The 21,046-nt window shown below is 61.9% G+C and carries 26 protein-coding genes and 1 pseudogene; 10 read left to right on the top strand and 17 right to left on the bottom strand.

Annotation, left to right across the window (positions count from 1 at the left end):
* Nucleotides 1-75: 75 nt before the first annotated feature.
* Complete coding sequence (cycA, locus tag RAD16_RS22560; RefSeq protein WP_326897548.1) at nt 76-471, top strand: cytochrome c-550 CycA; 396 nt, start codon at nt 76-78, stop codon at nt 469-471.
* A gap of 116 nt (nt 472-587) precedes the next feature.
* Here the strand turns inward: cycA and RAD16_RS22555 are convergent, their stop codons facing one another.
* On the bottom strand, nt 588-1,544 hold the full coding sequence (locus tag RAD16_RS22555; protein ID WP_458160049.1) for an alpha/beta fold hydrolase: 957 nt from the start codon (nt 1,542-1,544) through the stop codon (nt 588-590).
* A gap of 328 nt (nt 1,545-1,872) precedes the next feature.
* Here RAD16_RS22555 and RAD16_RS22550 point away from each other — a divergent pair, with 328 nt between their 5' ends.
* Nucleotides 1,873-2,055 carry a hypothetical protein gene (locus RAD16_RS22550; RefSeq protein ID WP_326897546.1) on the top strand — a complete coding sequence of 61 codons (183 nt, stop codon included), beginning with the start codon at nt 1,873-1,875 and terminating at the stop codon, nt 2,053-2,055.
* A 6-nt stretch (nt 2,056-2,061) separates the two neighbouring features.
* Here RAD16_RS22550 and RAD16_RS22545 read toward each other — a convergent pair whose 3' ends face one another.
* The 3 genes from RAD16_RS22545 to ykgO all read right to left on the bottom strand — a co-directional run bounded on the left by RAD16_RS22545 (nt 2,062) and on the right by ykgO (nt 3,341).
* Nucleotides 2,062-2,322, bottom strand: coding sequence for a hypothetical protein (locus RAD16_RS22545; protein WP_458160048.1), 261 nt, complete (start codon nt 2,320-2,322; stop codon nt 2,062-2,064).
* Between the two features lie 124 nt (nt 2,323-2,446).
* Nucleotides 2,447-3,091 (bottom strand): tetratricopeptide repeat protein, encoded by a 645-nt coding sequence (locus tag RAD16_RS22540; RefSeq protein ID WP_458160047.1) that lies wholly within the window; start codon nt 3,089-3,091, stop codon nt 2,447-2,449.
* A 124-nt stretch (nt 3,092-3,215) separates the two neighbouring features.
* On the bottom strand, nt 3,216-3,341 hold the full coding sequence (gene ykgO / locus RAD16_RS22535) for a type B 50S ribosomal protein L36 (protein ID WP_006611362.1): 126 nt from the start codon (nt 3,339-3,341) through the stop codon (nt 3,216-3,218).
* 340 nt (nt 3,342-3,681) lie between these two features.
* Here ykgO and RAD16_RS22530 point away from each other — a divergent pair, with 340 nt between their 5' ends.
* A complete protein-coding gene (locus RAD16_RS22530; RefSeq protein ID WP_458160046.1) occupies nt 3,682-4,566 on the top strand; it encodes an amidohydrolase family protein in 885 nt (294 codons plus the stop codon).
* 76 nt (nt 4,567-4,642) lie between these two features.
* Here RAD16_RS22530 and RAD16_RS22525 read toward each other — a convergent pair whose 3' ends face one another.
* From RAD16_RS22525 to RAD16_RS22510, 4 genes are all read right to left on the bottom strand, one after another.
* Complete coding sequence (locus RAD16_RS22525; protein ID WP_458160045.1) at nt 4,643-5,140, bottom strand: GlcG/HbpS family heme-binding protein; 498 nt, start codon at nt 5,138-5,140, stop codon at nt 4,643-4,645.
* A 39-nt stretch (nt 5,141-5,179) separates the two neighbouring features.
* Complete coding sequence (locus RAD16_RS22520; protein WP_458160044.1) at nt 5,180-5,773, bottom strand: family 16 glycoside hydrolase; 594 nt, start codon at nt 5,771-5,773, stop codon at nt 5,180-5,182.
* Nucleotides 5,774-5,844: 71 nt separating this feature from the next.
* Nucleotides 5,845-6,441, bottom strand: coding sequence for a superoxide dismutase (locus RAD16_RS22515; RefSeq protein WP_458160043.1), 597 nt, complete (start codon nt 6,439-6,441; stop codon nt 5,845-5,847).
* Between the two features lie 563 nt (nt 6,442-7,004).
* The gene (locus tag RAD16_RS22510; protein ID WP_458160042.1) at nt 7,005-7,739 is read right to left on the bottom strand and encodes an SDR family NAD(P)-dependent oxidoreductase; all 735 of its coding nucleotides are present in this window, start codon (nt 7,737-7,739) and stop codon (nt 7,005-7,007) included.
* A gap of 160 nt (nt 7,740-7,899) precedes the next feature.
* On the opposite strand from RAD16_RS22510, the gene RAD16_RS22505 reads away from it, so the two are divergent.
* Entirely contained in the window at nt 7,900-8,271 is a 372-nt protein-coding gene (locus tag RAD16_RS22505; protein ID WP_458160119.1) for a winged helix-turn-helix transcriptional regulator, read from the top strand.
* Between the two features lie 262 nt (nt 8,272-8,533).
* On the opposite strand, the gene RAD16_RS22500 is transcribed toward RAD16_RS22505, so the two are convergent.
* Nucleotides 8,534-9,352 (bottom strand): alpha/beta fold hydrolase, encoded by an 819-nt coding sequence (locus tag RAD16_RS22500; RefSeq protein WP_458160041.1) that lies wholly within the window; start codon nt 9,350-9,352, stop codon nt 8,534-8,536.
* Between the two features lie 223 nt (nt 9,353-9,575).
* Here RAD16_RS22500 and RAD16_RS22495 point away from each other — a divergent pair, with 223 nt between their 5' ends.
* Nucleotides 9,576-10,499, top strand: a complete 924-nt coding sequence (locus tag RAD16_RS22495; protein WP_458160040.1) for a LysR substrate-binding domain-containing protein — start codon at nt 9,576-9,578, stop codon at nt 10,497-10,499.
* Nucleotides 10,500-10,644: 145 nt separating this feature from the next.
* Nucleotides 10,645-10,803: pseudogene (locus RAD16_RS22490) on the top strand (haloacid dehalogenase type II); the annotation flags it as partial.
* 27 nt (nt 10,804-10,830) lie between these two features.
* On the opposite strand, the gene RAD16_RS22485 reads toward RAD16_RS22490, so the two are convergent.
* From RAD16_RS22485 to RAD16_RS22465, 5 genes are all read right to left on the bottom strand, one after another.
* Nucleotides 10,831-11,265, bottom strand: a complete 435-nt coding sequence (locus RAD16_RS22485) for a DUF2721 domain-containing protein (RefSeq protein ID WP_458160039.1) — start codon at nt 11,263-11,265, stop codon at nt 10,831-10,833.
* Nucleotides 11,266-11,277: 12 nt separating this feature from the next.
* Nucleotides 11,278-12,300: a SphA family protein gene (locus RAD16_RS22480; protein WP_458160038.1), complete on the bottom strand. Its 1,023-nt coding sequence runs from the start codon at nt 12,298-12,300 to the stop codon at nt 11,278-11,280.
* A 201-nt stretch (nt 12,301-12,501) separates the two neighbouring features.
* On the bottom strand, nt 12,502-13,935 hold the full coding sequence (locus RAD16_RS22475) for a DUF1254 domain-containing protein (protein WP_458160037.1): 1,434 nt from the start codon (nt 13,933-13,935) through the stop codon (nt 12,502-12,504).
* Nucleotides 13,936-14,027: 92 nt separating this feature from the next.
* The gene (locus RAD16_RS22470; protein WP_458160036.1) at nt 14,028-14,696 is read right to left on the bottom strand and encodes a hypothetical protein; all 669 of its coding nucleotides are present in this window, start codon (nt 14,694-14,696) and stop codon (nt 14,028-14,030) included.
* A 126-nt stretch (nt 14,697-14,822) separates the two neighbouring features.
* The gene (locus RAD16_RS22465) at nt 14,823-15,068 is read right to left on the bottom strand and encodes a helix-turn-helix domain-containing protein (protein WP_458160118.1); all 246 of its coding nucleotides are present in this window, start codon (nt 15,066-15,068) and stop codon (nt 14,823-14,825) included.
* Nucleotides 15,069-15,596: 528 nt separating this feature from the next.
* Between RAD16_RS22465 and RAD16_RS22460 the strand changes: the two genes are divergently transcribed.
* The 3 genes from RAD16_RS22460 (at nt 15,597) to RAD16_RS22450 (ending at nt 18,053) form a co-directional block, all read left to right on the top strand.
* On the top strand, nt 15,597-16,598 hold the full coding sequence (locus RAD16_RS22460) for a helix-turn-helix domain-containing protein (RefSeq protein WP_458160035.1): 1,002 nt from the start codon (nt 15,597-15,599) through the stop codon (nt 16,596-16,598).
* A 225-nt stretch (nt 16,599-16,823) separates the two neighbouring features.
* Nucleotides 16,824-17,564 carry a haloacid dehalogenase type II gene (locus RAD16_RS22455; RefSeq protein ID WP_458160034.1) on the top strand — a complete coding sequence of 247 codons (741 nt, stop codon included), beginning with the start codon at nt 16,824-16,826 and terminating at the stop codon, nt 17,562-17,564.
* A 21-nt stretch (nt 17,565-17,585) separates the two neighbouring features.
* Entirely contained in the window at nt 17,586-18,053 is a 468-nt protein-coding gene (locus RAD16_RS22450) for a YbaK/EbsC family protein (RefSeq protein WP_458160033.1), read from the top strand.
* A gap of 6 nt (nt 18,054-18,059) precedes the next feature.
* Here RAD16_RS22450 and RAD16_RS22445 read toward each other — a convergent pair whose 3' ends face one another.
* Nucleotides 18,060-18,407, bottom strand: coding sequence for a hypothetical protein (locus RAD16_RS22445; RefSeq protein ID WP_458160032.1), 348 nt, complete (start codon nt 18,405-18,407; stop codon nt 18,060-18,062).
* Nucleotides 18,408-18,502: 95 nt separating this feature from the next.
* A complete protein-coding gene (locus tag RAD16_RS22440; RefSeq protein WP_458160117.1) occupies nt 18,503-19,489 on the bottom strand; it encodes a tripartite tricarboxylate transporter substrate binding protein in 987 nt (328 codons plus the stop codon).
* A gap of 147 nt (nt 19,490-19,636) precedes the next feature.
* On the opposite strand from RAD16_RS22440, the gene RAD16_RS22435 reads away from it, so the two are divergent.
* Entirely contained in the window at nt 19,637-19,894 is a 258-nt protein-coding gene (locus tag RAD16_RS22435; protein ID WP_458160031.1) for a hypothetical protein, read from the top strand.
* A 153-nt stretch (nt 19,895-20,047) separates the two neighbouring features.
* On the opposite strand, the gene RAD16_RS22430 is transcribed toward RAD16_RS22435, so the two are convergent.
* Nucleotides 20,048-20,983 (bottom strand): LysR family transcriptional regulator, encoded by a 936-nt coding sequence (locus RAD16_RS22430; protein WP_458160030.1) that lies wholly within the window; start codon nt 20,981-20,983, stop codon nt 20,048-20,050.
* Nucleotides 20,984-21,046: the final 63 nt, after the last annotated feature.

Raw genomic sequence — 21,046 nt, 5'->3', positions numbered from 1 at the left:
GCGGGTCCGGAGATCGCCGACCAGGCAAGTAACTGACCAGGCTAGACCCACCAGGGAAGAGACGAAGAGCACCCGATGACAAAACTGATTTTTGGCGTACTGACCATCCTCACCGTGACTGCCACCGCTCCGGCGGCAATGGCGCAGGATGCCGCCGCCGGCAAGACCTCGTTCAACAAATGCCTGGCCTGCCACGCGATCGGCGAAGGCGCCAAGAACAAGGTCGGCCCCGAGCTCAACGGCCTCAACGGCCGCAAGTCCGGCACCGCGCCGGATTACAATTACTCGGACGCGAACAAGAATTCCGGCATCACCTGGGACGAAGCGACGTTCAAGGAATACATCAAGGACCCCAAGGCCAAGATCCCCGGCACCAAGATGGCGTTCGCCGGTATCAAGAACGAGACCGAGATCAACAATCTCTGGACCTACGTCTCCCAGTTCGACAAGGACGGGAAGATCAAGCAGTAAGCGGCCTAGCCGCGGCCGATAGAGCTTCGGTTCTGTTGAATCAGGACCGAAGCTCTCGCTTTTTGTTTTGACGCGGTTTCTCGACGCGAGCCGGTAGCCGCGTCGCTCGAAACGCTTCAGTCGGCGGCCGCCTGCGCCGGAACGATTTTCCCGATCATCGCCTCGATCTCCGTCTTCACCAGATCCGGCACGGCGTTCTGCACCATGTGGCCGAGATCGGGCAGCACGATCAGCTTTGCATTCGGCACGGTCGCAGCGAACGGGCGCGCGTGGATGTCGGTCTTCACCGTCTTGTCGGGCTCGCCGGCGATGATCGTGACCGGCGCCTTGATCTCGCCATAGCGCGCGACCTGCGCTCTCACCGCTTCCTTCAGCGTCACCAGATCATAGGCATTGGCGATGAACTCGCGCGGCCGCAGCAGCAGCGGTGTCGCAGAGTCCTTCACGAAGCCATCAGGCATCATCTGCGGCAGGAAGACGTTGCGCGCGCCGGGCTCGGTCAGGAAATAGCCGAGCGGCAATGTGATCGTATAGGCGAGCAAGGGGCCGATCACGGGCGTTGCGATGATCTCGTTGTAGCGGCCGACGCCGCCGCGCCAGGGATGCGTGACAGGCGCGAGCATCACGAGACCTGCGACGCGGGACGGATGATCGAGCGCAATCCGCGCGCCGAGCGCGCCGCTCCAGGAATGCACGACGAACACCGCGCGATCGATCCCGAGCCTGCCGAGCGCCTCGTCAATCATCCGCGCCTGAATCTGCGGCGTCGAATCCTGCCGGCGCGCGCGCGTGCTCCAGCCATGGCCGGGACGGTCGATCAGGATGACACGGTGATTTCCGGCGAGCATGTCGCCGAGCGGACGCCGCATCGCTTCGAGATTGGAGCTCGCGCCATGCAGCATCACGATCGGCAGGCCCGCATCGCGCGGGTCGATATCGACGACGTGGAGCGTCGCGCCCTCGACCGCGATCATTCGCCCCTGCGGCGGATAGGCGCGCTGCACGGCGACGATTCCTGCCTGCGTGGCCAGCGCCAGCAGCACCAGCGCGGTCACGACTGAGATCACGATCATGGAGAGAGTCCGGGCAATCCAGGGCACATCGCAGCTACGAATTCGGCAGGCCGCAGTTTCGCCCCGCCGGCTCCGGCATTTCCACCGTAAATCCCGGGGCTGTGGATATGTGCATAATTGCCGAACTAAAATACCCAATGAAATCAATGCTGACCGCCGGTGAACGCCAGCCTCGGACCAGCTTCATGCAGTCGTCATCGCGGCTTCCTTATAATCGCCACGGTCGGTTTCGCCATTTATGTGCGGGTGGGCGCCGATCCTGCTCGCAACCCCATGGGCTGCGGGAAAGACCGGCAGGATTTGTCCTGATTTGAACCGGAGAATTTCGATGAGCTTCAGATCCAACGACACTGCGATCGACGAGATCGTGGCGAGCTGCAATGGTGACCTGCGCGGCGCCGTGCGCGCGCTGCTCCTGATCAACGAGCACCTCGAGTCGGAACTCGCCAAGGCTTACGCCGCGGCCGCCGATCGCGGCCTCGCCGAGCGCGGCGGCAGCGCGCTGCACTAGGCCGACCTAGTCGGTCTTGTCCTCGTCCTTTTCGTCATCGGGCGTGACGGCTGGACAGGCGCTGATGGTCGAGCGGGCAAGCTTGGCGTCGGCCTTGGATTTGTAGGGGCCGTCACCGAACCAGATATCGCCGATGATCACGGGATTGCTGGTCACGATGCTGCATTTGCCGGTGGCGCGGTTGCCGACCACCCAGAACAAGCCGTCCGCAAGACTCATCGTCCCGGACGCCAGCAGCAATACACCTGCGAGGATCAAACGCTTCATGGCTGTGCTCCTGCACTGCAGGTAGGCCTGTCGCGGCGCCGGCAATAGTCCTCAAGTTGCCGCGCTTCCGATCGTGGTTAATCCGAAGCCGCCGCAGTTCCTCAAGACAGGATCGAGTTTTGGGCTAAATATCCCGGCCTTCGACCTTCTCGGTCAGCGCCTTGACCTGCTCCGGGATCTTCTCCAGGTGCGGATTGACGGCGAGCGCCTTGCGGTAGGCCTCGAGCGCGCGCTTCTCGTCGCCGACCTCCTGCATGATCATACCGAGGCCGGCGAGCGCGCCGAAATGGCGGGGCTCGCGGATCAGCACCTCGCGGATGTCGGCGAGCGAGCGGCCGTAATCGTTCTGCATGTAATAGAGCGTGGCGCGCCGGTTCCAGGCCTCGATATAGTCGGGCCGGAGCTTGATGACCGCATCCAGCAGCTTGATCGCGACCTCGATCTTCTTGGCGTCGACCGCGGTCTTGGCCCGCGCCATCAGCAGCGAGGCGGTGTCGCTCGGGGTCTGGATCCAGATCGCCCAGATCCGCGCCTCGACATGCCTGGCGCTGGCCTCATCGGGCGCGGCCTTCAGCGCGCCGAACAGGAAATCGAGATTCTTGCTGCGATCGACCTTGGGCAGCTTGGCCGGCGCCTCCGGCAGCTTCTTCTGCTCCTTGCCGGGCGGCGGGGCCGGTGGGGCGCTCTGCGCCAGCGCCGGAGCAAGGCCGGTTGCTCCCAGCACGAGGGCCAGACACAAAGTACGCGCGAAGGGGAATCTGACTGCCATGGCGAAAGTCTAAACGCGCAAAGCCGCCCTTGCAAAGCAAAGGCGGCGTCAAACTCGTGTGAGACCGTGGTCTTGCGGGACGCGCGCGAAGGCGACCGCGAGGGCAATATCAGCCTTGCTGATATCAGCCCTGGCGAGCCTTGAAGCGGCGCTGCACCTTGTTGATCACGTAGACCCGACCCTTGCGGCGGACCAGGCGGTTGGCGCGATGGCGACCGCGCAGCGACTTCAACGAGTTACGGACCTTCATGGCAGAATCCTGAACGTTCGAAAGGCCGTGTTCGGCACTACCGTTTCGGCACGCGCGAATGTGGCAAAATGAGATTTTCCCGCTGGCGGACCGACCGCCCGGGACGGGGCGGTTCTTAAGGCATGGCGGGAGGTCATGTCAATGTTAACTGCCCGGTTCCGAACCGGCAATTTTGCGAAAACAACCCCATGCACAGTAGAAGCGGCCGGATCGGCCCGATCTGTCCCGTCAGAGGTCGCGCACAACAAGGACTTTTGCGGGCTGCGCTTTCGCCGCCAACGACGCCTTGCCAAATTCGTTATATCATATAATCAATTTGGCAACCCTCGGGAGGAAACCAATGCCGAAGCTGAAGCTGCCTGATCTCGACAAGGTCGTCGCCATCGACATCCACACCCACGCCGAGGAGCCCTGCGGCTGCCATCCCGACGATGGCTATGACGACTTCCAGGCGCAGATGGCGGAGTACTTCAAGTCGCCCAACAAGCATCCGCCGACCGTGCCGGAGACCGCGGCCTATTATCGCTCCAAGAACATCGCCGCGGTGATCTTCCCGGTCGATGCCGAGCGCGAGACCGGCTTCCGCCGCTACAACAATTACGAGATGATCGAGGCCGCCTCCGACCATCTCGACGTCCTCATCCCCTTCGTCTCGATCGACCCGCACAAGGGCAAGCTCGGTGCGCGCGAAGCGCGCAAGCTGATCGAGGAATACGGCGTGCGCGGCTTCAAATTCCATCCGACCATGCAGGGCTTCTACGCCAACGACCGCATGGCCTATCCGCTCTACGAAGAGATCAACAATGGCGGCGCGATCGCGCTGTTCCACACCGGCCAGACCGGCGTCGGCTCGGGCATGCCCGGCGGCATGGGCATGCGGCTGAAATATTCCAACCCGATGTACATGGATGACGTCGCGGCCGATTTCCCCGACCTCAAGATCATCCTCGCCCACCCCTCCTTCCCCTGGCAGGAAGAAGCGCTGTCGGTCGCGACCCACAAGCCGAACGTCTATATCGACCTCTCCGGCTGGTCGCCAAAATACTTCCCGCCGATCCTGGTGCGCTACATCAACTCGATCCTGCAGGACAAGATGCTGTTCGGCTCGGACTGGCCGGTGATCACGCCGGACCGCTGGCTGGCGGACTTTGCCAAGATCGACATCCGCGACGAGATCCGGCCGAAGGTCTTGAAGGCGAACGCGCGCAAGATTCTGGGGATCTAGCAGACGCGCATAAGCTGGCGGAGTCTGCTTGATCGGCTATAGCAGCTCTGCCAGCGCTGACGGGGGCAAGGCGGCCCTAAAACTCCAGCTTGTCGCGTATGGCGTCGATTCCGGCCCTGGCGCAGGCTTCGTCAGCGTCTCCGCTAGGCGCCCCGGACACGCCGACGGCTCCGACCAGCGAGCCGCCCGCCTCGACGATCAACCCGCCGCCTATGATGACCGTGCCGGGGAGATTGCGGATGCCGGCCTGCATCATGCCGGGCTGGCTGACCGCATTGAGTTCGGTGGTGCTGGTACGGAACGTCGCTGCGGTCCACGCTTTGCTCGAAGCCGTTGAGACGGTGTGAGCACCTGCAAACCTGTCACGAAGGATCACCTGCGTAACCCCAAAGCGATCGACGACCGCAACAGTGACCTGATACCCGCGGGAGCGGCAATCGCCAAGCGATGCCCGGGCCAGATCAAGCGCCAATTCAGGACTCAGGGATTTGTAGGTGGTGAGCGGCTCCTCCGCCATCGCCGGATGCGCGAGTGTCAACAGGACGGTGGTCGTCATCAGGTTTCGAGCGAGCATGGTTTCTCCGACGCGGGCAGGTCGACGCCCGAGGGCAGTCTAGTTCAGCGCACCATAAGTCAGGTCGTCGAATACGGTGACGCTGTCGGCCTTGGTCCACAGGCCGATCATGCCGGCGTCCCTGATCGATTGGTCCTCGACCTCGAACATCGGCTTGCCGTCGTAGCTTACCTTGAACCGCTTTCCCGCGAACTCGCAACGTAACGAATGCCATTGACCTGGTGGCACCGATGCCTTGACACCATAGCCGCCCTTCCGGCCGACGATATCGAGCGCACTGCGAACTCCCTTGATCGTCTTGTAGAGCACGACATTGTCTTCAAGCGCGTTGGCCCGCACGACATAGTAATTGTCGGCATCCCTCGCGCGCCAGACAATACCGGCCGCACGATCCTCGGAGCCTGCGATGGCCTTGAACTTGACCTCGACGAACCCGTCCAGGATGCGGGTGCCGTTCTTGAGCGCTACTGGAAACGTCGCCTGACCGGACTGTTTCAGGACGTTGGGCTTGCTTGGCGCCGTCGACTCCTCCTCGATCGTCCATCTGGGCTGGCCACGCCCCGTCATCGTGAGAATCCAGCCTTCGGGCGCCGCGCCGGTTGCTGCGTTGTCAAAATTGACAGTTTCCGCCATCGCGTTTCCTCCCACCGACAATAGAAGCAGCGCCGCTCCCAGCAGCGCCACACTCATTCTTTTCACGACGTCTAGGCTTCCCGCCGATATTGATCGTACAGTGCCGCGGCGTTGTCCCATTTGATCGCTTCCATGTAGATGTCGACATACTTTGCGGCCGCAGCACCGTAGTCCATGTGATAGGCGTGCTCGTACATATCGAGCACCAGCACGGGGCGTCCGCCGGCCAGCGTCGTCGTGTGGTCGGCGGCCCACTGGTTGACGAGCCGCTTGTCGCGCGGCGAGTAGGAAAGAATCACCCAGCCGGAGCCGCCGCCTTCGGCCTTGCCCATGGCGGAGAACTCCGCGCGCCACCGCTCCATGCTGCCGAAATCGTGCGCGATCGCGTCGGCTAGTGCTGCGCTCGGCCTGCCGGCACCGCCGAGCCCGTCGAAATAGATTTCATGGAGGATCATCGAGTTTGACGCGATGAGCTCCTCGCGCTTCAGGCCGTTGATGATGAAATTCGGAGCTTTCGCGAAGTCGAGCTCGGCGAGCTGCGTTCCGATCGCGTTGAGCCGCTTTACGGCGCCGACATAATTGTTCTCGTAATGGCTGACGAGCACCTTTTCCGAGATGCCGGCAATGGATTTCGGATCGAACGGCATCGGCTTGGACTGATATGTCATTGGCTTCGCTCCTGTTGGCTGATCGGCTTGCGCGAGGGCTTGCGTCCCCGCGAGCATGGCGGCCGACGCCGCGGCGGCCCCCACGCCCCTGGCGAAGTCTCGGCGGTCGGTTTTCGTGGTCATGACGCTCTCCGTTTCATCGTCGTCCCCAATGTGGCCCGCATGCTCGCCGGCTCTTGGTCATCGCCGTCTTGTCGGTTGCGCGGATCAGCCACGCGGTCCCCGTCGATACGGACGTCGACGACGATCGGCGCGCTGGCAGCACCAACAAGACGAGATAATTTGTTTGAGAGATCGAGATGTAAGAAGACATGCGGCGTCCTTGGTGACCAGGACGCGATGCTTGGGCATGTCGCCTCGCGGGGAGATCGCAAATCCCCGTGCTCCGAATAAAACGCCGGACGAGGAGCAGAGTCAATCCGCTGCGCGAGGGTCGAAGAGATGACGATTTGTTGAAGGAGCGTGCGCGAAATCCGAGAAGCGAGAACCGCAGCGCAGAGGGCTTCGATCGTACGACCGAAGCCCTCATGCTCAACTGCTGAAAAGCTCAGACGCTAAAAACCTCAGACTTGGGCCAGGCCTCCATCGACGAAGACCTCGCCGCCGGTCATGTAGCTGCTGTCCGAGGACGCCAGGAACGCCGCCACGGCTCCTGTCTCCGAGGGATCGCCCACGCGCCCGGCAGGCGTCGAGCTTCCGAGCGCGTCGAACGCTTCCTCGCCGACGATCTCCAGCGCCAGCTCGGTTTTGGTCGGCCCCGGTGACAGCACATTGACGCGGATGCCGGTGCCGCGCAGGTCCAGCGCCCAGCTCCGCGCCAGATTGCGGATAGCGGCCTTGGTTGCGCTGTAGATGCTGAACTGCGGCGTCCCCATCACCCCCGTGCTCGAACCGGTCAGGATGATCGACGACCCCTTCGTCATCAGCGGCAGGGCCTTTTGCACCGTGAACACCAGCCCCTTCACGTTGACGTCGAAGATGTGATCGTAGTGCTCGACCGTGATCTCGCCGAGCGGCGCAAACAACCCGGTGCCCGCATTGGCGAACAGAATGTCGAGCCCGCCGCGTTCGGCCTTCACCGCCGCATACAGCCTGTCGAGATCGGACAGATCCGTCACCGAGCCCCTGATGGCGCGCGCCGAAGATCCGAGCTGTGCCACGGCGGCATCGAGCGGCTCCTGGCGCCGCCCGAACAGATAGACGAACGCGCCTTCATCGACGAACCGTTTCGCTGCGCCAAGTCCGATGCCGGTTCCGCCACCCGTCACCACCGCCGTCTTGCCTTGTAGTCTGCCCATGATGTGCTCCTTCACTAGGGTTGCACTGAGCTGGCGGCCTACCCACCTATCTACAAGTATGCACCTTTTGGTAAGTGCCCGAAAAATGTCGCTCGATGATTCGGACCCGATCTCTCCGCCGGCGCAGACACCACTATCGGTTCAGCGCTGCACGCCGACTTTGCCCGGCTTCACCTGCGGCCTCGACGCAACCTTGCGGGTCATCTCCGGCAAGTGGAAGCCGCTGATCCTCTACTTCCTCGCCCAGGACGGCCCGACCCGCTACGGCGAGCTCCGGCGCGCCATACGCGACGTCAGCGACAAGATGCTGATCCAGCAACTGAAGGAATTGGAGGCCGACGGCCTCGTGAAGCGGACCGACTACAAGGAGGTGCCGCCACGGGTGGACTACAGCCTCACCACTTTAGGCCGCAGCCTTGCCGAGGCGCTGGTGCCGCTGTGCGCGTGGGGCACGGAGCACATGGCGGAGGTCGCCCAAGTCTTCGCCGAGCGGGAGACCTGGACGCGGCGAGGACGTCAGCCGACTGGCTAGCTTGCGCTGCACTTCATCCGGGGTCTGCTCCGCTCCTGATAGCGGCGCATTGGCGCAACGCGGCCTGTGGGCCAGTAGCGGTCGTTGAATAACTTCCGCGAACGGGGCGCGAGGCCGACGACGGAGTGGACCTCAAGGCCGAGCAACGCTGCCGAGGATTCGGGTTTCGCCGTAGTGACGAAGGAACGAACAAGAAGCTCAAACCCTCCTCAATATACACCCCTAAGTGTCTACCATAGGCGGTAGTGGATGAGAGATGTCGTCAAGACCTGATGAACGACAGCAGGTCGGGGTTGAGGACATCCGCATGCGTGGTGAGCATGCCATGGGGATAGCCGGGATAAGTCTTCAGCGACCCGTTCTTGAGCAGGTCGACCGCACGCGGCACGGAACTTGCGAACGGGACGACTTGATCAGCCTCGCCATGCATCACCAGCACCGGCACGGTGATCTTCTTGAGGTCTTCGGCATAATCTTCGAGCCAAGAGTCGACAGTCGCGTAGTGAGCGAGGGCACCGCCGGCCATACCTTGGCGCCACCAGTTCGCAATGATTGCCTCCGAAGGCTTGGCCCCATCTTGGTTGTAGCCGTAGAACGGATTCTCAGGGACGAAACGGTAGAACTCCGACCGGTTGCCCAGCACGCCTGCCCGGATCGCTTCGAACCACTCCGGCGGTTGACCGGACGGGTTGTCCTCGCTCCGGTACATGTTCGGCGTCAGTGAAGCGACCAGCGCCGCCTTCGCGACGCGCTCCTGGTGGCGAGCGACATAGCGAGCCACCTCACCGCCACCTGTGGAGTGGCCGATGTGGATCGCGTCGCGCAGGTTGAGGTGTTCAGTCAGAGCCGCGAGGTCGGCAACCCAGTGGTCCATATCGTTGCCGGTGCTGGGCTGGTCGGACCGGCCGTGGCCGCGCCGGTCGTGGGCGATCACCCGGTAGCCGTGGCGAAGGAAGAAGGTCATCTGGGCGTCCCAGTCGTCCGCTGTCAGCGGCCAGCCGTGGCTGAAAACGATCGGCTGGCCTGAGCCCCAGTCCTTGTAGAAGATGTTTACGCCGTCTGTCGTAGTGATCGTGGGCATTGTTCAGTTCCTTTAGATTAGCCGCGGATGAGAGTCATCGCTGGCGCGGCGTAAGCAGGAGCCATCGGCCCAAAGGCCATGGCAGAAGACGATACTGGGCTTCCGCGTCGACATTTTTTCTTGTCCATTTTTGGTTGCAGACCGCGTGACGCTAAATCCCTCTTTGGCCGATGACTAAGACCTTGTACGCTTCGAGCTATGCTTGGAAGATATACGAGGGCGCATGGAACTCCGGCATCTGCGCTATTTCGTTGCCGTTGCTGAAGAAGGCAGCGTGCTGAACGCCGCCCAGCGGCGACTGAACACCTCGCAGCCGTCGCTGAGCCGGCAGATCCGCGACCTGGAATCCGAGGTTGGCGTTCAGTTATTGGATCGCCAGGCGCGCGGCGTGGTGCTGACCGCTGCCGGAAGAGTGTTTCTTGATCACGCGCGGCTGGCGCTGCTGCAGGTTGAGGCGGCAACAGAGGGGGCCCGGCAGACGGCGCAACCGCAAAGGCCCGTCCTCTCGATGGGGTTTCTCGTCGGGTTGGAGGTCATGTGGCTCCCGCAGCTTCTGCGCATCCTCCGCGAGGAAGCACCCGATGTCGAAGTCACGCTCAGCACGCAGTCTTCGCCTGAACTCGCGCTCGCATTGATGCGGGGAAAGTTGGACATCGCCTTCCTTCGTCCCGAGAAAGACAACGAGGGCGTCGTGTTCAAGATGCTGGCGAAGGAGCCCTTGATCGCCGTGCTGCCGGCCGAACATCGTCTGGCATCACGCAAGAAGATTCGTCCCCAAGATCTCGCCCGCGAGATCTATGTCAGCTCCGCAAGAACTTCTCCGGTCTTGCAAGAGATCATACAGAACTATGCATCTCGGGTCGGTATTACTCTCAAGGCGAAGTACGAAGGCGAAAACATATCATCGGCCATGTCGCTCGTGGCATCCACGGGTGGAATTAGCCTCGTCCCCCTCTATGCGCAGAACATGCTGGCACCCAACGTCGTCGCTAGAGCGCTCGAGGGCGGCACACCAACGGTCGATCTGGCACTGGGATACAATCGGGCAAATCAGTCACCCTTGCTTCGTCGGCTTTTGTCCCGCGCGGATGAATTGGTCGCAAGCGTTCAGAACCAGAGCATTATACGCTATGTTGAAGCTCAATAGCTGGAGGTGTCAGACGTCGGCTTCGGGTCACACGCCGCCGATCATTCTTGCAGTGGCGGACTTCCACCGTGCTCTGGTAAGCCGACGATTATGCGTACTCCCCGAGCGGAGTTCTTGTGACCACAACGGCCGGGAAAGACAGCCAATGAGCATCAAAGCCGTCGTGTTCGACGCGTACGGAACGCTCTACGACATCCAGTCGGTCGCAGACATCACCGAGGATGCGTTTCCGGGCTACGGCGAGATCATCACGCAGGTCTGGCGGATCAGGCAGCTCCAGTGCACCCGGCCGCGCTCGCTGATGGTGCCGCTGTGAAGGCGTGAGCCGAAACTAGCCGTAGTGATCAAACGTGCTGAGAGCGATCCGAACCTCTCGCGCGAAATCCACCAGGGACACCACGAAGGCCGTAATGGCAACAATGAAGAGAATGGCAACGCCGCGCTCGTGCTGGATATGAAAGAATGCGCTCACAAAGCCCACCACGATCAGAATACATATCGCGATACTCGCCATGATGGACCAGAAGATGGCACGATTGATCATGGTGGCCCGTCGAACAAGACGCGGCAGGTCCGCCTTGAGCCGGCATCTCACCTGGTCCTCATCGGGAATTTGGTTCAGGTAGATTGATCGGTCGATGATCCTGTTCAGGCGGGCTATCAGCACGGCGATGAATGCGGCGAGGGAGCCGAGAAGAAACGCGGGTGCCGCCGCTTGGGAAATGACGTGAGAAAGCTGACTAACCGATGGGGTGTCCGTCAACATGGGCTTGCATCGCTATTTCGTCATCATTCGCCGGGTTGACGTCACCGTAGTCGTGGGCGCCATCGGCGAGATCGAGAAGGTCAGCCAGGTATTCCAACCGGCCGGACGATTCTCGGCGGCGAACTCGCCGTAGCCTTTCAAGTTCAAATAGCCCTGCATGTCACCCACCGGAAACAGATAGCCGATTTGCGGCCCGGCGCCGAGCACCCGCGAGCGAAAGCCTCCCAGCGCAGGGTGCTGGCCAAAGTCATCCGTGATCTGCTGATAGGCATATCCCACAAGGCCGACGAAAACCTGCTTGGATAGAAATTGCGAGGCGCCCCAGTCGATGTGGAAGTCGATGCCGTTCTGGTACTGCGTATCTTGATTCTTGAAGTTGTAGGTGAAGCCCGCCACGGCCGAAAACTCATGCCCCGTTTGCGGGTTGAAGTAGGTGTAACCACCGCCGCCGTCGATCGCGGCATGACCGATGCCGAGATTTGCCAGACGCGTCGGGCTGTATGCCCCGACGGGAATATCGCCTGTCACGTAGGTCATGAAATTGTGCACGCCTGCGTTCCACTTGAGCGTCGCCTGCGGATACAAGTCGCCGAACGCCGTGATCGAGTCGCCGAAACTGCCCGTGCGCGTTGTCGCGAACGGGCCGACAGCCGACGTCAGTGTCCCGTCGAGGTTCGCGCTCGAGCGTCCGAATAGTCCGATCACGCCGATGGCGAGTTGCCCGCCCAGTACCGGCGTTGCGAAGGTGTAGGTGGGATTGAGGAGAACGAGATCGGCCTGCGCATTGAGGCGCAAGTTCAGATCGACGTTCACAGCGGCGGGAATTCTCCCGACCTGGATTTCCCTCGAGGCCGCCGCACTGCCGAAGGCACTTACGCTGGTGTGATAGTAGACTTCCGCCATCGACCACCCGGCGACCTGAGGGGTCGCTGCGAGGCTGCTGAAGCGGCCGGGAAGCCAATATGAAACTCCGGCCTCGTCGGCACGGACGGTTGCTGACCAGACTGACATTGTTGTCAGCATTGCCGCGGCCATGACCGGATTTCTGAACGTGAAATGGATGCCTCGCCTTGTTTGACCTCGCCTGTCGGCGTGGCCCTTTCTCGTGCCCATCTCTGCCCCCTCTACTTCCAAGCGTATCGCGCAACAATCCGTTCTGCCGCGGCATCATCCCTTCTGCGGCGCGAGCTCATTTGACGGATGCCGACCCCGATGGGTCGGCATCCGCTCGATCACTCAAGTCCCGACCTTCTTCGCGGCGGGAACCGTCCATGTGCCGTTGATGATCGACGGGTCTGTTTCCTGCGGCCAGTACATGCGCAGCATCAGGATGAAATCTCCCTCAGGCGCGGGAAGCCAGTTCGATTCCTTGTCTTTGCCCGGCGAGTCCTTCTGGATGTAGAGATCGGTCGAGCCGTCCCGGTTTTCCTTCAAATCCTCCCGCGCGCTGATCGAGTAGCGGTCAATCGGATTCTTCACGAAGAAGTACGCGCTATCGTACATCGTCAGCGACCAAAATCCCTCCGCCGGCGGCAGGTGGCCTTTGGGAAACCGCATGACGTACTTGTTGGCACCGTTGTATTTGCGGTCATCCGCGTCCTTGAGCGAAGTCGGGTAGACTGCGTCTTGCGGACGGTTAGCGCCGAGCCCGATCGCCGTTACCAGGGCTCGCATCAGATAATCGGTGCCGTAGATGCCGGTCTTCGTTGTGAAGGCAAAGCCGTTCTCGTCCTTGACGGCCTTGTTGACCTTGAACTGGAGCATGATCCTGTCGAACGACACCTCCGGCAGACGCTTCAGGAAGTCCGCCTTGAGCTTGCTCTCGTCAAAATCCTGTCCGGGGACGATGCCGATGCGGGCGAATTTGGCAAGCTGAGGCGCGTCTGCTTCCGATGGCGGATTGGTCTTCATAAGCTCGCACAGCAGCTTGAAATACGACACCGCGTCCATGCGATTGACCTGTTCGCGGACGGCGGTCTTCATGTCGATCGACGGATCGACCTTTCCCGGAGGTGGCGTGTACGGCTTGCCGTATGCACTGAGCGGTACGAGCTTGCACTCATCCTGCAGCTTGTGAACGGCTGCATAGTCCTCCGGAGTGCCGGTGCAATAAATGCGGCCGAGCAGCCACACGATACTGGTCGGCGATTTGTATTCCTTCACGCCGGCCGGCAGTGTGCCCTTCCATCCGGGTCCGGTGATCGCGTAGGTCTGCGCCCCGGTGCCGGTGGTGCGCTTTCCGGGGACTTGAAACACTGTCGTCCAGCCGTCCAGCATTGGCATCAGGTAATAGCGCCCCTTCATGTCCGGGATGCTGAGGACCCACGGTTCTTTCCCGACGTCGAAGAAGGAGGTTGTGTAGAGGGTGTCCGCGTTGGGCGCGGTGACATCCCTGAATGAAGCGTCCGGATATTGACGCAGCTTGATGATCTGACCCATCGGCCCGCGCGTGCCGACGGGTTCGGCAACATTGGTGATGACCCGGCGCGTCATCTCCATCGTCACCAGCGGATAGCCGAAGATGTAGGCGTCGCTCGCCAGCCAGAAATCCTCCAGGCCTTGACCGATGCCCAGGAAGGAGCCGTCCTGGGCGAGCGCCGATGGCCCCATCGCTGCTCCTGTGAGCAGACCCATTCCACCAAACGTGAGATTGCGACGAGTGATATTCACTGTTCTCTCCCTTGCATTGAAACGACTTCAAACAATTTTCGGAAAGACTGCCCCGACCATACGGGGCGAACGCGCCGACCTTGCGCCTGCGCTCAGTAGCAAGGCGGATAGGGGTAGTATCCGCATCGGGGAGCGTAGTACGGATAGGCTGCGGCTCCAACAGCGGCCGCGGCTCCCGCATAGGCGGCACCGCGATAGAACGCACCGCGCCAAGCCGTTCGGCGGGCGACACCGGCAAAGGACAGCGGTGTGAATGGCCGCCCGATGATGTCAATGAAGACCGCGGCCGGTCCATCAGTGCCCGCGAGATCGCCCTCCAGCACGTCGACATCGAAGGTGAGCTTGTCACCGTCAAGTTTCGGCGATTTAAGAACGACCACAGCATCCGCCACCGACGATCCGTCTTTCCTGAATCCGGAAACGGTCGCGTTCGGTGGATCCTTCGCGAAATTGTCAGTTCCGTTGCCCCAATCCTCGACGATGCGAGCTGTGAGATCGTGACCGGCCGCGCGAACCGGTCGATCCGCGAACACGATCGCATTCGGCGAAACTCCCGCCAGCACAAGCTTGCCGTCCTTCAAGCTCACACCGCGCGAATTGAGGACGAACAGAGACGGCACCACTTCCGGCTTTGCCTGGCCGATAGATTTCTCCAGCGGAACGTGCGGCTTATATTCGAGGGCCGTTTGAGCATGAACGTCCTGGGGGCAGGCCAATAACGCGCCCGCGCAAAATGCAAATAAGGAAGCACGAAGTGTCATGATTATTTCTTCCCTTGAAATGGGACGGCTTTGTTTTCGTCCCGGCCCGACGGTCGCTTCGCTACGCATTTCGCGCCAATTCAGATCGAGCGTCTTGCCATTTCGCGCCAATCGTCGCTGATTGGCTCAGCCGTCAATCGCGCGAGCGCGTCTGCGATGGCCTGCCCGTTCTCGCTTGCCGGCAAGTTGCTGCTGCCTATAAATGACCGGCTGAACGTTCATCAAACGCACGAAAATGCGGCTGAAGCTGCTTGCATTGGCATAGCCGAGGAATTTTGCGATATCGGACAGGGGCTTGCTCGAGCCCACGAGGAGTCGGCACGCGATATTGAGACGAACCTCTGCGAGCATCGCACTGTGGCTGGTGCCCATGCGGCCAAGATGACGCTGCAACGTCCGCGTGCTGATCTTGCATATTCGAGCGGTACCATCTAGAGTTGCGTCACCGTGTCGCAGCGACGCGACAATGGCCGCGCGGACAACTTCAGACGACGGCAAACGGACAGCTCTCATCTGGTATGAGGCACGAAGCCTATGCTCCCTCTCAAGAAAACCTTTGCTTCCGGGCCTCCTTCTGGCCGTCTACCCCGGGTAAACCGGGGCTTGTCAGACATTGCCTTTCGTCACCTAGCGGCCCTCGCACGACAGTTGTCGCGCGCGTGTAATGCTGCGAAGCTGGCGACAGGTTCATGGGACTGCAGCACGAGAAGCCGAACTTCTTTCGGCAACCTTGATTTCATGTAAGCCTATGCAGCAAGTTGTTGGCCGTCTGGCCATTAGGCGCCAAAGAAGCCGGCAACCCGGCGCGCAGGAGCGGCTTTGCTGCTCGACGCAAGCGTTCGCTCCGGGATCCCAGCGCAATTCCAACCCAGCATCCAGTTACGAGTGAGGGGCGCGCCAATGGCAACAATTCATCTGACGCGTTGCCAATTCCTCATCCCCTTCGCCGATATCCTGAGCGAGATGGGCGCAGCCGCGGGTTCGCTCCTGGAAAAAACTCGTCTCCCCCCATCGTTGGAAGAAAAGGCCAATCACTACGTTCCGATACTCCAAGCAATCGACTTCGCGGAACTCGCCAGCAGATCGCAAAGCATCACGGATTTCGGATACCACGCCTCTCAACGTCTGCAATATTGTCACCTGAGCGAGAAAACCCGGACCCTGATCGGCCACTCCCCAACGCTGTTGGTTGCGTTGCAACAGGCTTGCAAATGGGCCTCGATCGAGGACTCAAACTTGAGCAACTGGATCGAGCGCTACGACGATCATGTGAGATTTTGCAGCAGACTCACCGGGACAAAAGGACTGTTGCATCTCGAGCATTCGCAATGGCTTCAGAATATCTTCCCCATATACATCGTCCGGCAATTCGCCGGGCCGGATTGGGCTCCGGCAACGATCGCCTTTGAAGCGCGCTATACGCCGAGCCTTGCCTGTCAATCATTCTGGCCAAGCACGCGCTTCCTGTCTGGCCAGGATTCTTCATGGATCGATGTGCCGATCTCGCTCCTCAGCCTTCCCAATCGTGCAAAGGAAAACGTGGTTTCGTTGCAAGATGGCGAGGTTGGTCCGTCGGATCATGATATCATCGCAACGCTCAAGTTGATGTTGCCGGCCTACCTGGATCAAGGACTTCCAGCCCTTGCTGAAATCGCGGAGATGGCGGGCGCCAGCACGAGGAGCTTGCAGCGCAAGCTCGCGTACGCCGGTCTTACGTACTCGAATCTGATCGATACGATCCGATTCGAAAATGCCGGCAGGCTTTTGCGTGACACGGATTCCAAGATCATCGAGATCGCATTCTCCTCGGGCTACGCCGATCCGGCCCACTTTACGCGCGCCTTCCGCCGAATTTCCGGTGTTACGCCACGGCAGTTTCGTGCCCAATCGCGACCAAGCTAGATGGTCCGGCTTTGGGAGCTTTGGCGGACGGCATCTACCTTAGGAACCCCGGCGATACTTCCGAAATGCATCTGAAAGCGGCCGAAGCGCGATATTTCCGCGCCGGGTCACAAGCCGCCGATCATTCTTGCAGTGGCAGACTTCCTCTGTGCTTTGGTAAGCTGACGATTATGCGTACTCCCCGAGCGGAGTTCTTGTGATCACAAGGGCCTGGAAGGACAGCCAATGAGCATCAAAGCCGTCGTGTTCGATGCCTACGGAACGCTCTACGACATCCAGTCGGTCGCAGATATCACCGAGGATGCGTTTCCGGGTTACGGCGAGATCATTTCGCAGGTCTGGCGGATCAAGCAGCTCGAATATACCTGGCTGCGCTCGCTGATGCGGCGCTACCAGGATTTTGCCGCTGTCACCCGCGACTCGCTCGCCTATACGCTGCGCCTGCTCGGACTTGCCTATGAGGGTGAGGCGTTCGAGCGCGTGATCGAGAAATATCTGCATCTCGACCTCTATCCGGATGCAGCGGCCGCGCTCGCGGCGCTCAAGCCGAGAAAGCTCGCCATCCTCTCCAACGGCAGCCCGGACATGCTGAATGCGCTGGTGCGCAACACCAAGCTCGACCGCCTGCTCGATGCCACCATCAGCGTCGATTCGAAGAAGGTCTTCAAGCCGAGCCCGCAGGCCTATGAGCTGATCGGCGAGGTGCTCGGCACCGCGCCTGATGAGGTGCTGTTCGTCTCCTCCAACCCCTGGGACGTCGCGGGCGCGAAATCGTTCGGGCTGAACGTCGCCTGGATCGAACGGGTGACGCCGGAGGCGATGGCGCTGGCTTGCGTCGAGAGCGAACTCGTGGCACCGCTGACGATGTTCAGGGCGATCCGCACCCAGATGGACGAGCTTGGCTTTGCGCCGGATTATCGCGTTCATTCACTGTCGGAGTTGCCCGCAATTACCGCCCGCCCGTAAGTCTGGAATGAGCTGATTGGAATGAGCCTGGAATCCGTTCGCGCCTTCTTCGCCGAGAAAGCCCCCGACATCTCCGTCATCGAATCCCCGATCAGCTCCGCGACCGTGCCGCTGGCCGCTGAAGCCTATGGCGTCGAGCCCGGGCGGATCGCCAAGACGCTGTCCCTGCGCGTCGGCGAGCGCGTGATCCTGATCGTCGCGGCCGGCACCTCGCGGATGGACAACAAGAAGGTGAAGGCGCAGTTCGGCGGCAAGCCGAAGATGCTGGGGCTGGAAGAGGTCGCCGAGATCACCGGCCATGAGGTCGGCGGCGTCTGCCCGTTCGGGCTGAAATCACCGCTGCCGATCTATTGCGACGTCTCACTGAAGGCATTCGACGTGGTGGTGCCGGCTGCGGGCTCAACCCACAGCGCGGTGCGTATCACGCCGGACCGGATGGCGGAGTTGACCGCTGCCGAGTGGGTCGATGTCTGCGAGCACAAGCCCTAGCGGGCACTAGTCGTCGTCATCGTAGGGCCGCCGCTGCGGCGGTGGAGGCGGTGGCACCGCATTATAACGCGGTGGCGGTGCGGCGCGACCGCGGGGAACCTGCTGCTGCGGTGGCATCTGGTTGTTGGATTGGAACACCGCCCGGCAGCCGCTCGAGAGCCGCGGCGTGTTCTGCTGCAGGCAAGCCGTGATGCGGCTCACATCCGGGATCTGATCGCTGCACAGCCGCCACACATCCGGTGTGCAGGCCATCTGCTGTTCCATGGTCCCACGATATTCTTCGGCGGCGGCGCTCTGCGCGACGATGCCGCCGATCGCAAGCGCCACACCCAGCGCAATCCGCCCTGTTCGCATGTGTCGATCCTTCCCGAATCCCTCGAATTCTCATCAATCAATGAGGCGGGAGCCGGTTCTGGACCAACAACAAAACGTGAAAGCGCGGTGGGAACCTACTCCACCTTGCCGATCTTCCTGACCGCCGCGATCAGCCGCTTGCTGTCGGTCGCGACGAATTGCGAGAAGGCCGGCGCATCCTGGTAGGCGACGAGGCTGCCCGAGGTCTCGAAAGCCTTGAGCACATCGGGGCTCGTCATCACCTGCGCCATCGCCTCGCGCAGGCGGGTCGCGATCGGCGCGGGAAGAGAGTTCTGCGCAAAGAGCCCGGCCCAGATGTACATCTCGACATCCTTGTAACCGAGCTCCTGGAAGGTCGGCACATCCGGAAAGCTCGCGATGCGCTGCGCGCCGCAATTGCCGAGCACGCGCAGCTTGCCGTCGTCGACCTGCGGCTTCAGCGTGCCGGGCGCAGCCGCGATCGCCTGCACCGTGCCGCTGAGCAGCGCGGTCAAGGCCGGTCCCGCGCCGCGGAACGGCACGTGCAGCAGTTTGATGTCGGCGCTGCTTGCGAACATCTCCATCGCCACATGCAGCGTGCCATAGGGACCGGACGAGCCGTAAGTGATCTGGCCCGGACGCTTCTTGGCATCCTCGACGAACTCCTGCGCCGTCTTCCACGGCGCCGAGGCCGGCACCGCGAGCAGCGTGGGATCGGCAAGCACGCGCGCGATCGGCATAAACTGCGAGACCTCGTAGGCGACCGGCCGGTCGAACAGACGGTCGGCCTCGGGGAGCACTGCGAGCGACGACAGCGTCATCAGCAGCGTGTAGCCATCAGGCTCGGCGCGCGCCGCCGCGGCATTGCCGACCGATCCGCCGCCACCGCCGGCGCGGTTGTCGACGATGACGGGCTTGCCGAGAATCCGCTCGAGCGCCATCGCCACCGGGCGCGCCGCGAGGTCGGCCTGGCCGCCGGCCGGAAACGGCACGATCATGGTGATGTTGCGCGCCGGATAGGTTTGCGCGAAGGCCTTGTCAGGCACAGCAGCCCGCAGCAGCGGCAATGCCGCAGCCGCACGCAAGAGATTGCGTCGATCCATCATGGTCCCCACCCCCCGATTTTCTTTTGTGTCGCCAGCCTAACGTGCCGCGCGGCAAGAACAAGGCGTTAACGAAGCATTGACCATGTCAGGCCTCTTCCGGAACGCATCCGTGAAGCCGCCGTTGCCCTCCTGAGGGAGTGTGTGATGCGGAATCTTGCGACCATCGACGTCGCCCTGGACGAAATGCTGGTGAATCTCGCCGCGATCGTCCTGCGGCTTTCAACGCCCGAATTGACGCAGACGCCGGAAGCGCGGCGCGCCTTGGCGCAATCGGTGCATCAATACGGAGTGTGCGCCGCACGCTCGAGCGACCCACGCGTTCACGAATTGAAGGCGCAGCTGGAGGGGACGCTGAAGCCGAACTTGCGCATCGTCGCGATCGGCGGCGTGAAGGTGTCGTAGTTGCAATTCGTCATTGCGAGGAGCTCTTGCGACGAAGCAATCCAGAATCCCTCTGCGGAGGCGGTCTGGATTGCTTCGCGGAGCCTGTCATCGGGCCGCGCTTCGCGCGGACCCGTTGGCTCGCAATGACGGGGGTCGTTGAGGCCGCCTGCTCTACGACACCTTTGCCTTGCCGCGCGGCCGCCGCTTGCATGTGCCCGGCAGCTTGGCCGCAAGGAAATCACCCAGCGCTTCGACGCGCGCGGGCCTTGGGCCGCCGGGCGGGGTCACGAGGTGCACGGCGCCTTCGGCCTGTTTCCAGTCTTTCAGGATCACCTCGACGGCACCGGACGAAATCGCGTCGCCGACGATGAACTCCGGCAGTTCGGCGATGCCGAGGCCTGATATCAGCGAGGGCATCACGGCTTCACCATTGTTGACGCGGAGCTGACCGCCCGGACGCACGCTGGCCTGCTCGCCGGCCGAATTGGTGTAGTGCCAGACGTTGGGCGTGGAGAGATAGGCGTAGCTGAAGCACTTGTGCTGGGCCAGATGCATCGGATGCGTCGGCCGGCCGTGCTTCTTCAGATAGGACGGCGCGGCCACGGTGAAGCGCGGCATGGTGAAGAGCCGCCGCGCGATCAGCGAGGAGTCCGGCAGCCGTGCGATCCGCACCGCCATGTCGAAACCCTCGCCGATCAGATCGACGGTCGCATCGCTCAAATGCAGATCGACCGAGACTTCCGGATAGGCCTCGAAAAATTCCGGCAGCAGCGGCGCCACCGCCTTGGTCCCGAACGTCATCGGCACGGCGAGCCGCACCAGGCCGCGGGGCGCCACCGATTGCGCCAGCGCCTCGTTCTCCGCCGCCTCGCCGTCGGCGAGCAGGCGCGTGGCGCGCTCCGCCAGCTTGTGGCCGGCATCGGTCAGCGCGAGCCGGCGCGAGGTGCGGTTGAACAGACGGGCGCCGAGCCGCTCCTCCAGCCGGGTCACCGCCTTGGAGACCGTCGCCTTGGACATCGCAAGCTCGCTCGCGGCCCCCGCAAACGACCGTAATTCCACGACTTTTGCGAAAATCGCGAGCGCCTCGAAATCGGGAAGTTTTGCCATGGCGCCGGTCCAATCGGGATGCTTTGGGAAACAATATGTTTCAACAGTTTCTATTTCTATACC

Source organism: Bradyrhizobium sp. 18BD (assembly GCF_054185225.1).
This window is presented reverse-complemented; position numbering and strand designations above follow the sequence as displayed.